We start from the raw sequence: 13,603 nt of genomic DNA on the forward strand, positions 1-13,603 counted from the left end.
TCGTCATTCTTGTATTTAAGCCGGAGTAACTTCTACCGGTTCTTCAGCTTCTTCATGTACAGTCTTGATCTGAATCATGACCGTACTTGGATCGGTCAGCACTTCAATGCCATCCTGGAAAATCAGATCCGACACCAGCAATTGGTCGCCGATGGCAAGGCTGCTGATATCCACTTCCATGGAAGTGGGCAGATTGCCCGGCATACAGCGGACTTCTACTTCATAGATTTCCACCTGCAGAACGCCGCCTTCTTTGACGCCGGCAGCTTCGCCTGCAAAATGAATAGTCACCTTACTGTCCATGCTGATGCTCATATTTACATGCTGGAAATCAATATGCAGCACTTTACCGGACATCGACTGCTTCTGGATGTTCTGAACCACTACCGGAACGGTTGTACCGTCGGTCAATTTCCCTTGCAGGATCGCCCGCGGATTCGTTCTCAGCACTTCCAGCAGTTCCTTCTCGTTCACTTCAAGACTAAGAGTATCTTTACCAATTCCGTACAGTACAGCCGGGATGCGGCCCTGCTGTCTTGCCACATTCAGGTTGGACTTCGTATCAGACGTACGATTGCTTAGTTGAATAAATTTACTCATTGCTTGGTTCCCGCTCTCTTCGACCATAAATTCTTGTCATATCAAGTGTAACATGACCATAGAATCTAGTCAAACCTGCGGCAATCAGACTTCATATTCGGCAAAAGGATCCGGGATCTCGATTCTATAGGCTTCCGCATCGCTGACGCCTACAGACAACACCGCCCGGCCGTCCGCTCCGCGCACCAGACCGCCGCTGAAGATGACATCCTGAAGCTCGGGACGTTTCCCCGGACCGATGGGGAAATCGCTTCTGGCCGCGATGATTTTGACCGGAGTGGTTTCAAAGGTACCCGGATTAAGCGAGAACACCATGGAATAGTAGTGCTTCTGCCCGGAGCGGCCGAAGCAGGCAATATGCCCGAGTACACCTATATGGCCATTGCGCAGCAGATGGGCTTCATTGGCTCCGCCCCACTCTTCCGGCACGAACTGCTGCTGCAGAATCTCCGCCTCCAGGAAGGTCTGTTCATGCAGCTCCTCCAGGGAATCAATAATGGTGAAGCCAATCTGCCCCCTGCCGCCCCGCTCTCCCTGCGGTCTGGTCAATACGCCGATTCTGCCATCCTGAAGCTCAATCAGCCGGATATCCTTCATCAGCCCCGGACCGGAGGAGAAGTGATGCAGTGAGTCGATCCGGTATCCCCGGTAGAACTGGGTAACCCAGGAGACTATCTTGGACGGGTTATCCCCGGCCGTAATCACTTCAACTCCGCCGACAATCAGTTCTCCCTTAACGCGGGTTACGCACGGGTCCTGCAGATTATAGGTATGGGTATGCGCACGGGGAACCCATACCCCATCTTCGCCGGATGTAAAAAAGAAGACTTGAGAGAACTCGCTATCCCGTTCCTCAACTCTTCCCAAGATCACTTCCTCCCCGTCATGCGGGAACGGAGCCGTTATATTGTAGACATCACGCCCGCCCACACCGGAGAAGACCAGCTTCTCCACGTGCACGGTACGGAGATTGGCATAAAAGGTATCCAGCAGTTCATTACAGGTTGCTGTCTTCGCCGGGCTCCTTGTCATTGCCTTCCTCCTCATATTCATTTGTCTTATCTATGTCCCAATCGTTCTCATCGGATTCCATCCGGATCAATTCTCCGGGCTGAATATTGAAATACGAACACAGCTTCAGCAGCAGATCGCGGGGATACTGCACCATCTCGTCTTTGTACATCCGCCGGACGGAATCGAAATGGTAATTAATGTCCTTCGCTAGCTTACGGATTGATAATTTCGGGTCATGCTTCTCCATAACCTCACTCAACTTACTGCGTATGACTGGCATCCATACACCTCCTACATCACTATATCCGGTGATTTCAAGGGAGTCAATAAATTGACAAGATTAAATGGTCATGTTATAGTTTGGGCAGGAAATAATTTGCAGAAACAAAATTTTATACCACTCATCCCCGGAAAATAAAGTCCTCTTTATTTTCTTTTTTTGTCCCCAAAAGTTCGATAATCATAGGGAGGCTTTCTATTATGAACCACAGCAACCGCAACAAAAACATTGTTTTCCTGTCCACCAGCCTGCCTAGAGAATGCGGAATTGCTACCTTCACCCAGGATCTGCTGGATGAATTCACGAAGCTTCAGGGCTTCAACAAACCGCGCATTATCGCCATGAATAACAACGGAAACTACCGTTACACGGACCAGGTCATGCGGGAAATTAACCAACATCAGCTATCTGATTATATAGAATCAGCCAGGGACATCAACCAGTCAGATACCGATCTGCTAGTCATTCAGCATGAATTCGGCATATACGGCGGAGAGAGCGGCGAATATCTGCTACAGTTCACTAAGGAGCTTGAGGTCCCTTACGTGGTTATCTTCCATACCGTCTTAACCAAGCCTACCCCCAAGCAGCATGAGATTATCACCCGGCTCGCCGAAGGAAGCGTCAAGGTGGTCACCATGGCCCAGTCCACCGTAGAAGATCTGATCTCTGTCTATCATATTAACGCCGCCAAAATAGCATTCATTCATCACGGCGTTCCTTTTGTCCAGACCTCCACCCGTGCAGAGCTGAAGCTTCAATACAAGTTCGGCGAACGCAAAATCCTCTCGACCTTCGGCTTCCTGAGTCCCGGCAAGGGCATTGAATATGCGATTGAGGCTATGAGCGGAGTAGTGAAGCAGCATCCTGACGCGCTCTATATCATCTGGGGCAAGACGCACCCGGTGGTCAAACAGGAGATCGGTGAAGTATACCGTCAAAAGCTGACCGATCTGGTGCATGAATTAGACCTGGTCAATAATGTGCTGTTCGTCGACAAGCTGCTGACCCAGGAAGAGGTCATTGAGTCCCTGGTGATGTCGGATATATATATGACTCCTTATCTGGGCAAGGAACAGGCCGTCAGCGGAACGCTCGCTTATGGAGTCGGCTATGGCAGAGTGATTATCTCCACCCCTTACCGCTATGCCGAAGAAATGCTTGCCGGAGGCAGAGGACTGCTGGCGGAATTCCGCGATTCAGCTTCCCTGGAGGCCTGTATTCTAGAGCTGCTGGACAGTCCGGCCAAAGTCCGGGATATGGAACAGCGTACACAGGCACTCGGCAGTACAATGATGTGGAGTGAGGTTGCGAAGACCTATGCCGCTATCTTCCAGGACATTATAGGCCTTGCCACACCGGCTGACCGGAGTGTGATCTGATGCAGGCGCCAGCGGTGTTACAGTTCAATACCGGCTATCTGAAGCAAATAACCGATGACACGGGCATTTTCCAGCATACGAAATTCGGTGTTCCCGACCGTGCCAAGGGCTACACGACCGATGACAATGCGCGGGCATTAATCGCAGCCGTGCTGATGTACCGGCAGAATCAGGACACCGCCTCACTCGGTCTGATTCATACGTATCTCTCATTCGTCCATCATGCCCAGAATGAAGAGGGCAACTTCCGGAACTTCATGGACTACAGCCGTTCCTTCCTGGAGGAGCGCGGCTCCGAGGATTGCCAGGGGCGCACACTCTGGGCGCTGGGGTTCGTACTCTCCCACTCTTCCATTCTGCCGGATAATCTGCTGAATACCTGCCGGTATCTGATCAACCAGGCACTGCCGCATATCGCTGGCCTGCGCTCTCCCCGGGCCTTGGGCTATGCCGTTATCGGCCTCAGCTATTTGCTTGAGACTCCGGGAGCACTCACCTACTCCTTCCCTTATCCGCATATACCAAGTACAGAAGAGGAGCGGGACTTCCTGCCTGAAGCCTACATTCAAGAGCTTATAGAATCTGTAGCGCTCCGGCTGAATGACCAGTACAATCATACCAAGGGCGGGGGCTGGAACTGGTACGAAGACAGCCTGACATACGGAAATTCGATGCTGCCCTGGGCGCTGCTTAAGGCTGCCACGCTCTCCGGCAATCCTGAGCTTCGTGTAACAGCGACAGAAAGTCTAGACTTCCTGATCTCCATGACCTTCGCACCGGAAGGCTATTACCGGCCTATCGGCAGCCATGGCTGGCTGCTGCGCGGCGGCAAGCCTGCTCTCTATGACGAGCAGCCGATCGAAGCCTGCGAGATGCTGCTCGCCTGCCGGGAGGCTGCCGCAGTGCTGCAGGAGCCGGCTTATCTGAAGCAGGCTGAATTATGCTACGCCTGGTACACGGGACATAATTCCTTGCAGCTCTCCCTGATCGATCCCCAGACCGGGGCTTGCTACGACGGGATTCACAGCTCGGGGCTGAACCTCAATCAGGGATCGGAGAGTATCATCTCCTTCACGATTGCCCATCTGGTGACTCACCATGAATAAATATGCAACGATCCTCGCAGGCGGAGGCGGTACCCGCTTCTGGCCATTGTCCAGACAGGAAATTCCCAAGCAGCTGCTGAACATCAGCGGCAACGATATTATGCTGAATGATACGATCGAACGCTTCAAGGGCATCATCCCGCAGGAGAATACCGTTATTGTGACGAACCGCACCCAGGCAGTCCTGCTAGAGAGCATCATGCACAGCAGTGTGCAGAAGAGTAATATTCTGATCGAGCCTGTGGCCCGGAATACTTCAGCAAGCATCCTGTTCGCCGCCTTCTCCATCCAGCAGATGAGTGAGGGGGATTCCTTAATGGTTGTCCTGCCTTCTGATCATTATATTACCGATGAGCCCCAGTTCCGGCTTACGCTGGACGAAGCCTGCACCGTTGCGATGGAGAGTGACGCCATTGTCACGATCGGGATCAAACCGACCTTCCCGTCCACCGGCTACGGCTACATTGCTTATGATCAAGAGCCGATCGCCGTCCAGCCGGTTGCTGTATACGATGTAGCTGAATTCGTGGAGAAGCCGGATTTCAAGAAGGCACAGGGGTATCTGGCCTCAGGCAATTATCTCTGGAACAGCGGGATTTTCATCTGGAAAACCTCGGTCATTATTGATAACTTCAAGCGTTATCTGCCGCGGCTGTATAATACGATGCTGCCGATTAGTGAAGCGCTCGGTACAGCCCGGGAGCAGGAGACGATTAACCGGATCTATCCGCTGCTGCAGAATATCTCGATTGACTACGGCATACTCGAACGTTCTGATGAAGTAGTGGTGCTGTCCGGCCAGTTCGGCTGGAATGATATCGGCAGCTGGGACGCGCTCGGCGCCATCTTCCCGCCTGATGATGAAGGCAATATTATCAAGGCTAATCATGTCGGCATCGACACCCGCAATTCCATCATCTATGGCAACGGGCGGCTGATCACCACCATTGGCGTAGACGGCTTCATCATCGCGGACACCGGGGATGCCGTCATGATCTGCCCCAAGGATAAAGCACAGTCGGTCAAAGACATTGTTGATCTGCTCAAGGACAAGGGCATGCTGGAATATGTATAGGTGATGTCACCGGCAGAATGAAGACTTCTTAGTATGATGGAGAAAAATTACTTAGTAGCACGGTTAACATAAATGTTGCACGTTATGCAACTGTGATTATTAGATAGCTGGGTGTTCGAGGAATTGTTGTAGAAACTGCAAGAATCGTCCTGCTAAACCGCACGAAAAGGGAGCGCTGCTGAACAAGCAACGCTCCCTTTATTGAAATATAAGTATTATATAAGAAGCACTACAGAAATAAACAAAAAGCAAAAGAAGCGGAGGGGAAATTTGGAGCTGTAGGAGCGGTAGCGACCGCCTTTGTCACCGGATTTCACCCGCGAACAGCGGAATAAATCAAGAAATCTGGGGACAACAGCGGCCGGAAGTCCAAATGTTCACCGCAGTGACGACGAAGCTTCAAGTTTAAAACTTAAGTGCGTCTTATATGGCCCTACGCTCATGCTGTCCTCAGGTCCAGGCCCACAGGAACCCGTCGCGGTCCCAGGCAATTCTTCCGCCATGCAGCTTACGGAATGCCTTCTTCACCTCTTTGGACAGCGAGGCATTGCCATTCTCATTCACAAATACAAAGGATTCGCCGAAATTCGCCTTCACATATTCAATCGCTGCAGTCTGATGCAGGGTTCCTGTAAATTTGATTTCCTTGACCATCCATTCCGCCACTTCCTGTGCGGTTACTTCCATAGGATAATGCTCCTTCCGGCTTGTCCTGCCTGTACATTTCCCCATTATAGCATGAAAACAAAACCAGAAGCTCGTTCAGCCGGTCCCGGTTACGACAAACTAATCACATACGTAAGACTCTGATAAGCACTGTCCTTCAGCACCGTTGCTGAAGCCAGAAGCTTCTTGCCAGACGGGCTCCAGTGCAGCTTATCCGCGATATGAATATCATTCAGCACAGGTGTCTGCTCCCCGGTCTCCACTTCCGTAATGAACAGGCCCTCCTGGTCATCGGCGGCACCTGCTGCCGTAATGGCATAGGCCAGCTTGCTGCCGTCCGGCGACCAGCTGGTACCGAAGATCTGCTGTCCGTCAGCAAGCCGGGACTGCTCATTACCTTCGCTGTCGCAGAGCTTCAGCACCCGCTCCCCGGCTCCAATCCGCTCCACGATGGCCAGCCTGCTCCCGTCAGGGGAGGGAATGGCCCACTCGACATTTTGCCCCAGCACCTTGGTCTGCTTCGTGCCTCTGTCATAAGCGTTAAGCTGGCTCTCTTCACCCGAAATATACAGAATCCGGCTGCCGGTCTGAATCACCTCATGAGCATAAGACACGCCCGTCTTGAGTACAGTTTCCAGCTTACCGTTCACATCAGCGCTCAGAAGATTGCCTTCCATATCCGGAAAAATCACATGCCCGTCATCCGCCCACGTTCCTTCTTCACTCCGGAACTCTGCGTCCCCCAGCTTCACGGAAGCGCCTGTGGACAGATCCATTATGTAGCCCACTCCCGTAGCTTCATACAATTCCTTGTAGAACAAATGTGTCTTGTCCGGTGACAGCAGCGGCGCGCCATAATTCAGCTCTCCCTCCCGCAGCGGAGTCTCCTCTCCTGTGGAGAAGGTATGGAGATAGAGATTCACCGGATACCGTTTCTGGCCTTCAATCACCTGCGCAGGGAGATTCCGGTTCTCTTGGGTCACGACCATCACCTCCTCACTGACGAAGTCGGTGCCCCGCACTCCCTCCACCTTATGGATTCCTTCAAGCTTCAGCTGAGTGTAGACCGATTCGCTGATATTATCGAGGACGGTAATCTTCTGGCCGGATGTCTCAACGACCTCCCGCATTTCCGTATTCTCTGTATTGCAGGCAGTGACCGACAGCAGAACGGCTCCGCACAGCAGAACTCTCCAAGTCTTGCCCCAGGCTCTATAGCTCTCACGATTCATCCAGGCTTCCCTCCAGCTCTTCGCTTCTATGGCTTCCAGAAGCATACCTGACGCATATTTCCAAACCGCACACAGAATGTTTCCAAGTTGTAAACTTAACTCCTTCAGGACACCAGCGGAAAAGACAGCTCAAACGCCGCCCCCCCGTCCGGGCCCTCTTGCAGCAAGGCAATGGTGCCGTTCTGCTTCTCCACCAGGTTACGGACAAGGGAGAGTCCGAGCCCTGTGCCGCCCGATGCTCTCGAACGGTCACGGTTGACTGTGTAGAACGGCTCGAAGATCTTGTCCCGCGACTCCCCGGGAATGCCGATTCCCGAATCCCGGACTGTAATCCATACCCGCTGATCCCGGACCTCGCTGTGCAGGTGAATCCTCCCCTGGGGCACGTTATATTTGATCGCATTGTCCAGCAGGTTGATGAAGATATGCATGAAGCTTTCCTTGTCGATCCAGATATGCGCCGGCTTGACGTCAAGTGTGATCGTAAGGCCGTAGCGCTCCGCTTTGCCTTTCATACGCCCGCAGATATCCCGCAGTGTGCTCTCGACCTCCAGCAGTTCCGCCTGGGATTCGAAATCGTATTTCTCCAGCGCTGTCAGCTGCAGCACCTTCTCCACCATCTCATACAGCCTTTGCGTCTCCTTGGCAATATTGATCTTGGCATCATGCAGCAGCTTGGGGTCGTCGTCATACATGTTCAGCAAATCTACATACGCCTTGATCGAGGTCAGCGGCGTCTTGAATTCGTGGCTGATGTTCCCGATATACTGCTTCTGCTGCTGCTCCAGCGCCTGAAGCTTCTCCACGGCCAGCTGCAGCTTGCGCCGCTCCTCATCCTTCGCAGCAATGCTGCTCTCGATCTCCCGGCTCATGAAGTAGATGCCCTCGGCCAGCTCTCCAAGCTCATCCTTGCGCCGCACCGGCGGAGCCGCAATATAATCGGCACGGCGGATATCCTCCGCCGACTTCTTCAGCCGTCCGATCGCAACCGCAGCGCGGTTGAAGTACAGGTACCCGCCCAAAAAGCTGAGCACCAGCACCGCTCCGCCCGTGGTCAGGAACAGATTCAGCAGCGTCTGCTGGAAGCTGCGGGCGCCCTTCAGGGAGTACTGAAGCTGCACCACGCCCATCTGCCCCTCCGGCCCCTGGAGCGGGGCCAGATAGAACAGCCTGTCGCCTTCACTCTGATAGGCGACTTTATTGTTCAGCGCGTAGCCCAGCGCCGCGCTGAGATCCGGCTTGCCCTGACCCGGCCCGCCTTGCGCCGAGGTCCCTGCCGGCTGACCCTGAGCGTCGTACAGGGTCACCTCAAGGCCGGTGAACCCGGCCAGCTCGGCAGCCAGCGCCTTGCCCCGCTGCTGCATGAAGGCCTGCGGCTCGAGGCGCGCGCCGGTATAATACGTCTGCTTCACCCGCAGATTGACCGTGGTGACATGCTGGGCCAGATAACGCTCCGTCTGGCCCTGTTCGTTACGCTCGACGCCGCGCAGCACGAAATAGCTCAGCACGCTGACGGCAAGAATAAGCAGCACCGCCAGGAACAGGCTGAACTTCAGCTTGATGCTGATTCTCATGGGTAGCTCCCCGCAGGCACGGCCTTATAGCCTACGCCATAGACGGTTTGGAGGATGTTCTGGTAAGGTTCACCCAGTTTTTTGCGCAGCCGCTGGATGTGAATGTCCACGGTGCGCGTGCCCCCGGCATAGTCCATATCCCAGACCTGCTCCAGCAGCTCCTCGCGCATATACACCCGCTGCGGGTGTGAGAGCAGGAGGTGCAGCAGATCGAATTCCTTCGGGGTCAGCTCCAGCTGCTCCCCGTCCAGCTCAGCGCTGCGCCGGTCCGGGTGAACCTGCAGCGCGCCGTATTCGATCCGCTCGCTGCGGGTCTCTACTGTATTCTTCTCCAGCCTGCGGAGCAGCGCCTTGACCCGGGCCAGCAGCTCGCGGATCTCGAACGGCTTGGTCATATAATCGTCTGCGCCCAGCTCCAGACCGACAATTTTATCAACAATATCATTCTTGACAGTCAGCAGAATAATGCCGATATCATCCCGGTCCTCAAGCTTGCGGCAGACATCATAACCGCTCAGCTTCGGCATCATTACATCGAGCACCATCACATTCGGACGGAAGGAATTTGCCTTGCTCAGCGCTTCCTCTCCGTCACCGGCGGTATCAACCTCATAGCCCTCACGCCGCAGCGCATAGGCAATCGCACTTGCAATGGCCGGTTCATCATCGACGACCAGTATTTTTTTCATAGGCGGTTCATCCTTCCGTTGGCGCTTGCTTCGTTCGGATCAGTCCCTTCAAGAATAACGCAGATCCAGAAGCAGGAGCAAGAACAAGGCAGACGGCTGCTGGGCTCTACTATTAGAATCACCGTTCAGGCTTGCAGGCAAACCTTGGGCAGGGAGCATTCCATTCATCGGCCCAAGACACTACAATTCAGGAACGCTCAAAAGTTTAGGTTATCTTTAAGAAGACTTAAGCTTCATTTCAGTATTGTTGGGTAAGATGTATGTAGCTGAAGTTCACTAGCCGCCGCAATCCCTGAACCTTGAACGATATAACCACACACGAAAAGAGGATAACAGATATGAACATAGAACGTATGAATATAAAGCGGGTAATGATTGTTGGAACGATGATTGTAGCGATGTCGTTTGGAGGAACGGCCTGGGGTAAGCCTGCCTTACATACCCTGCCTGTTGCCAAATGGTCCACAGTAGATGTGACCGATACCGATGAATTGCTGGATGGCCTGAACCTGGGCGCCTCCTCCGACGAAGAGCTGTATGATGCCCTGTACGACGGCAAATCCCTGCACACTATCGCTGAAGAGAACGGCGGTAATATCCAGCAGGTCATCAATCTGCAGGTCAGACAGCTGACCCAGCAGCTTGAAGGGAGACTGGCGAGCGGAAGCATTACCCTGCAGCAGTTCACCGCACAGAAGGCTGAACTCAGGGAGATTGTGACGCAGAGTGTCGAGACCTCGTTTGGTTGAGTGATCCGGCAGGCAGGACGAAAGCGGTAACCTTTTAAATTCAAATAAAGCTGTCTCACTCGCAGATATAACTGCGGATGGGGCAGCTTTATTTATAGGGTTATTGTTGTTATTGTTCAGGCTTGCGCAGGTAGACGGGATTCGTCAGGCAGACGGTAACCGTTATATTCATCTCTGTCAGGTGACGGATGGCTTCCGCGCGGTAGAATAACCGGTCCGTTAACACCGGCAATGTATATTCACCGCCGCTCTCCACGGACCATTCCTGCTCTATGCCGCGGTCAGACCATAGCTGCACGAGGTCTCCTGCCGCACCGGCCACTTGCACAACCAGTTCATATTCTTGCCTGCTATCCACGATGACTGTGTCACCGACACCTGCCGCACCGATAGATAAGTCGATGAAGGTCCCGCAGGTGCCGGAGGAGAGCACTACGTGCCCGGCCCTGATTCCGCGAAGAATCTCCTCCTGCGATTCCGCTTCTGAACGGACATAAGCCGTAGGCGTTCCATGCTGGGCATGCGGTTCTACTCTATGTGTGTCACTTCCCCCTACTGCAATAATCTTTTGCCCGGAGACGAGTTGCTCCTGCCACCAGTTGAGGGCTGCTCTGTTAATCGGGCGCCATGGCCCATTCCATACCTCAACAGCATCAAAGGGCAAGTCAAAGCCCAGTTCCCATGGACAGTTCGCGCAGAACGGGTGATTCAGTGAAATGAAGGCTCCCTTGTCCGTGGCCTGCTGCAATTCCCGCCTGGCCTGCTCCGGTGTCAGGATACGAAAATCGTCCAAGGCATCCGGATGCCCGAGCAGGTTGCAATGCCCCTTATAGCTGGTTAATTCCACACCGGGAATAAGCACGAGCTGATCATCGGCGGCCAGCGCGGCTATATTCTGCGAGGCATTATTATGATCTGTGAGGGCCATGAACTCCAGGCCTTTGTCCTTGCACGACCGCATCGCCTCCCCGATGGTGTACGCACCATCACTGTGAACACTGTGCATATGCAAGTCGCCCCTGATCCAGCGGGGATGCTTATGAAAGAGCTTCACCTCCACATGGACCTCACACCCCCCTTCGGGTACGCGGTAAGCGCCCAGCATGACCTTCCATTCTCCGGCAGCGATCGGACCCGCCAGGTAGCCGGGTGTCGCTTTGCCGAGTGCGGTGAAGAATGATTCCCTGGCTCCGCCGCTCCAGCCTATGATCCGTCCCGGCGAACGGAGTCCGATATCGATCACTGCCGCCCCGTTCCGGGATTCATACGTATACTTCACTTCGATCCTTTCCACAGCAGCCCCTACTGCAAAAGGGAGTTCGAGGTACGTCTGCTCTTCTTTTTTTGTAATCCTTCTGTTCAAAGGCAGCTCCAAGACAATCTGCATGTGATATCCTCCCTTCTATTCTTTGTTCGCTCCTAACATAAGACCTTTCATGAAATATCTTTGAATGAACGGATATACCGCCAGCAGCGGAAGAATCGAAATGAGGATTCCCGCCATCCGGACATTGGTTGTTATCAGCAGATTGCCGGATGTGGCACTCGCATCTGTGATCATCGACTTGAGGGCCACCTGAAGGGTAATCTTCGTGCTATCGTTGATGAACAGAACCGGTGCACTGAGCATGTTCCAACGGCTCACGAATTCAAACAAGGTGACCGTAGCGACTCCGGTGATAGCCAGACGCAGATACATCGTTGTGAAAATACGGAACATCCCCAGCCCGTCAATCTGCGCCGATTCACACATCTCGTAGGGGACATTCAGGAAAAAATTGCGCATGAGCAGAATCGAAAAGCCGGAGATCATGCCCGACAAGACCAGGGAGCTTAACGTATTTATAAGATGCAGGTCCTGATTCACCAGATAGAGCGGAATCATCATGGCGTCCTGCGGAATCATCATTGTCAGCAGAATAAAGGAGACCATGATTTTTCGGCCGGGCAATTGCGGCTGGATCAGCACAAACCCGGCCAGGCTGGACAGCAGGACATGAAGAAACGTGCCGGTGAGCGTGACAATTACACTATTCATGAAAGGGCGCCGCAGATCCAGACTATTCCACACTGTCCCGAAGCCTTCTACGCTGAATTCTTTGGGAAACAGAATAATCTCAGGCTTCATGGAAGCCATCCCGGAAGAAAAGGCCAGGGCGATTACATTGGCAAAAGGGATAATCATCGTTAACATCAGTAAGATTAAGAACAGCGCATTTAGAGCATCAAACGTCCTGCTCGCCCATCCTCTTCGCTCCATATGTTCAATATTCATGATTACACCTCATCAAAACGTGTCGTTTTTCTAACCACAGAAGCAAGTACCAGGGTAAATAAAACCACGAAGAAGCTGGCTGCCGCTGCCGGGCCTATACGGATCTCCATAATGCCTTTCTGAAAGGTATACATCATGAGCACATCGACCTTGCCTGCGATCGCCGGATTGCGCATCACGAAGATCTGGTCAAATATCCGGAATATTCCGAGTGTGTTCAGCAGCAGAATGACCTTCATCGTGTTCATTAACTGCGGCAGCGTCACGTATCTAACCTGCTGCCATCTGGTTGCCCCGTCCATCCGGGCTGCTTCGTACAGTGTGGGACTGATTCCTGCAATGCCCGCCAGAAACAAAATACAATTGTAACCCATATCCTTCCACACGGCTGAAACAATCATGATATTGCGGGCCCAGGCTTCATCTGCCATGAAGTTAACCGGCTGAATGCCAAATACCCGGACCAGCAGCAAATTGACAAGCCCGCTGTCAGGAGACAGCAGAAAAATAAATATCCCGCCAATGACCACCCAGGATAATAAATGTGGAACATACAGCACTAACTGCGCGGTTCTCTTGAACCAGCTCTTCATGACCTCGTTCAAAGACAAGGCAATGAACAGCGGAGCCAAAAAACCGGCCAAAAGAATTCCGCCCCCTATATACAACGTATTCCATAGCGCATCCCAAAAGGTTGGATCATGGATAACCTGTCTATAGTTATCCAAGCCGATGTAAGGACGTTCGCCCATTAGCTTGTACTCCTGGAAGCTGGTCTGCAGCCCTTTCGCCAGCGGGTAATAGGCAAATATGATGAAGTACAGGATCACCGGAAGCATCATGATGTACAATATAGAGTTTTTCCTGATCAATCTCATGGCTGTCCCGCCTCCTGCCTTAATGAAATCCTATAACAAGCGGGGAGCGGTAATATGATCACAGTCCGCTTCCCCTGCAAGTC

General features: G+C 53.0%; 14 protein-coding genes. 4 read left to right on the forward strand and 10 right to left on the reverse strand.

All coding sequences use genetic code 11. The features are described from left to right. Positions 1-15 precede the first annotated feature (15 nt). The 3 genes from HQN87_RS15770 to HQN87_RS15780 all read right to left on the reverse strand — a co-directional run bounded on the left by HQN87_RS15770 (position 16) and on the right by HQN87_RS15780 (position 1,894). Positions 16-600 (reverse strand): 50S ribosomal protein L25, encoded by a 585-nt coding sequence (locus tag HQN87_RS15770; RefSeq protein ID WP_173135139.1) that lies wholly within the window; start codon positions 598-600, stop codon positions 16-18. Between the two features lie 84 nt (positions 601-684). Next, the gene (locus HQN87_RS15775; protein ID WP_173135142.1) at positions 685-1,632 is read right to left on the reverse strand and encodes a DUF1861 family protein; all 948 of its coding nucleotides are present in this window, start codon (positions 1,630-1,632) and stop codon (positions 685-687) included. Then, complete coding sequence (locus tag HQN87_RS15780; protein WP_173135145.1) at positions 1,598-1,894, reverse strand: helix-turn-helix domain-containing protein; 297 nt, start codon at positions 1,892-1,894, stop codon at positions 1,598-1,600. The genes HQN87_RS15775 and HQN87_RS15780 overlap by 35 nt, the downstream gene beginning before the upstream one ends. 200 nt (positions 1,895-2,094) lie before the next feature. On the opposite strand from HQN87_RS15780, the gene HQN87_RS15785 reads away from it, so the two are divergent. The 3 genes from HQN87_RS15785 to HQN87_RS15795 are packed head-to-tail and all read left to right on the forward strand — an operon-like array spanning position 2,095 to position 5,457. After that, entirely contained in the window at positions 2,095-3,276 is a 1,182-nt protein-coding gene (locus HQN87_RS15785; protein WP_173135148.1) for a glycosyltransferase family 4 protein, read from the forward strand. Then, a complete protein-coding gene (locus HQN87_RS15790; RefSeq protein ID WP_173135151.1) occupies positions 3,276-4,382 on the forward strand; it encodes a glycosyltransferase in 1,107 nt (368 codons plus the stop codon). Before HQN87_RS15785 ends, HQN87_RS15790 begins: the two co-directional genes overlap by 1 nt. Beyond that, positions 4,375-5,457 carry a mannose-1-phosphate guanylyltransferase gene (locus HQN87_RS15795; RefSeq protein WP_173135154.1) on the forward strand — a complete coding sequence of 361 codons (1,083 nt, stop codon included), beginning with the start codon at positions 4,375-4,377 and terminating at the stop codon, positions 5,455-5,457. Before HQN87_RS15790 ends, HQN87_RS15795 begins: the two co-directional genes overlap by 8 nt. Positions 5,458-5,907: 450 nt before the next feature. Here the strand turns inward: HQN87_RS15795 and HQN87_RS15800 are convergent, their stop codons facing one another. The 4 genes from HQN87_RS15800 to HQN87_RS15815 all read right to left on the reverse strand — a co-directional run bounded on the left by HQN87_RS15800 (position 5,908) and on the right by HQN87_RS15815 (position 9,618). After that, a complete protein-coding gene (locus HQN87_RS15800; protein WP_173135157.1) occupies positions 5,908-6,144 on the reverse strand; it encodes a DUF6953 family protein in 237 nt (78 codons plus the stop codon). Positions 6,145-6,233: 89 nt separating this feature from the next. Continuing rightward, on the reverse strand, positions 6,234-7,355 hold the full coding sequence (locus HQN87_RS15805; RefSeq protein WP_173135160.1) for a TolB family protein: 1,122 nt from the start codon (positions 7,353-7,355) through the stop codon (positions 6,234-6,236). A gap of 104 nt (positions 7,356-7,459) precedes the next feature. Further along, entirely contained in the window at positions 7,460-8,929 is a 1,470-nt protein-coding gene (locus HQN87_RS15810; protein WP_173135163.1) for a sensor histidine kinase, read from the reverse strand. Then, on the reverse strand, positions 8,926-9,618 hold the full coding sequence (locus HQN87_RS15815) for a response regulator transcription factor (protein WP_173135166.1): 693 nt from the start codon (positions 9,616-9,618) through the stop codon (positions 8,926-8,928). Before HQN87_RS15815 ends, HQN87_RS15810 begins: the two co-directional genes overlap by 4 nt. A gap of 338 nt (positions 9,619-9,956) precedes the next feature. Between HQN87_RS15815 and HQN87_RS15820 the strand changes: the two genes are divergently transcribed. Beyond that, a complete protein-coding gene (locus tag HQN87_RS15820) occupies positions 9,957-10,367 on the forward strand; it encodes a hypothetical protein (protein ID WP_246553237.1) in 411 nt (136 codons plus the stop codon). A 109-nt stretch (positions 10,368-10,476) separates the two neighbouring features. On the opposite strand, the gene HQN87_RS15825 is transcribed toward HQN87_RS15820, so the two are convergent. Genes HQN87_RS15825 through HQN87_RS15835 form a run of 3 tightly spaced genes read right to left on the reverse strand, consistent with a single transcriptional unit; the run spans position 10,477 to position 13,520 of the window. After that, complete coding sequence (locus tag HQN87_RS15825; protein WP_173135169.1) at positions 10,477-11,754, reverse strand: CehA/McbA family metallohydrolase; 1,278 nt, start codon at positions 11,752-11,754, stop codon at positions 10,477-10,479. A 15-nt stretch (positions 11,755-11,769) separates the two neighbouring features. After that, positions 11,770-12,642, reverse strand: coding sequence for a carbohydrate ABC transporter permease (locus HQN87_RS15830; protein ID WP_246553235.1), 873 nt, complete (start codon positions 12,640-12,642; stop codon positions 11,770-11,772). Between the two features lie 2 nt (positions 12,643-12,644). Further along, on the reverse strand, positions 12,645-13,520 hold the full coding sequence (locus HQN87_RS15835; RefSeq protein WP_173135172.1) for an ABC transporter permease subunit: 876 nt from the start codon (positions 13,518-13,520) through the stop codon (positions 12,645-12,647). Positions 13,521-13,603 lie beyond the last annotated feature (83 nt).

It is taken from the genome of Paenibacillus tritici, from assembly GCF_013204885.1.
In the GTDB taxonomy this organism is placed as follows: Bacteria; Bacillota; Bacilli; order Paenibacillales; family Paenibacillaceae; genus Paenibacillus_AQ; species Paenibacillus_AQ tritici.